Source organism: Sphingorhabdus sp. (genome assembly GCF_046292425.1).
Classification (GTDB): domain Bacteria; phylum Pseudomonadota; class Alphaproteobacteria; order Sphingomonadales; family Sphingomonadaceae; genus Sphingorhabdus_B.
The window spans coordinates 1-510 of sequence record NZ_JBKBQV010000099.1 but is presented as its reverse complement, the minus strand read 5'-3'; the positions used below and the strand labels follow the sequence as shown (position 1 = coordinate 510).

Here is a 510-nt window from a genome sequence, read left to right as displayed (position 1 = left end):
ATCCTGCTGCTGGAAGATTCGGGCTATTTGCCGCGCGCCGCGTTTTTGCTGGACAACGTGATGGGCAAGGTCGGGCTGTCGGGCCGCGCCTTCATCCCGCTGCTGTCGAGTTTTGCCTGCGCGATTCCCGGCATCATGGCGACCCGCACGATTCCGCATTGGCGCGACCGGCTGGCCACCATCATGATTGCGCCGCTGATGACCTGTTCGGCGCGGCTGCCGCTGTATGCCTTGCTGATCGGCGCCTTCATCCCGGACCGCAAGGTCGGTGTCTTCAACCTGCAGGGCCTGACGCTGTTTGCGCTGTACCTGGCGGGCATCGTGTCGGCGATGGCGGTGGCCTGGGTGTTCAAGCGCACCTGGTCGAAAAGCAGCTACCAGCCGCTGATGCTGGAGCTGCCGCCCTACCGCCTGCCGAATCTGCGCAACCTGCTGCTGGGCCTGTGGCAACGTGTGGAGATTTTCCTGCACCGTGTCGGCGGCATCATTTTTGCGCTGATGGTGCTGCTG

General features: G+C 63.7%; 1 protein-coding gene. It reads left to right on the top strand.

Features of this window, described 5'->3' with window-relative positions:
- On the top strand, positions 1-510 hold a 510-nt coding region (locus ACK4S7_RS13050; protein ID WP_409647674.1), incomplete at both ends, for a nucleoside recognition domain-containing protein.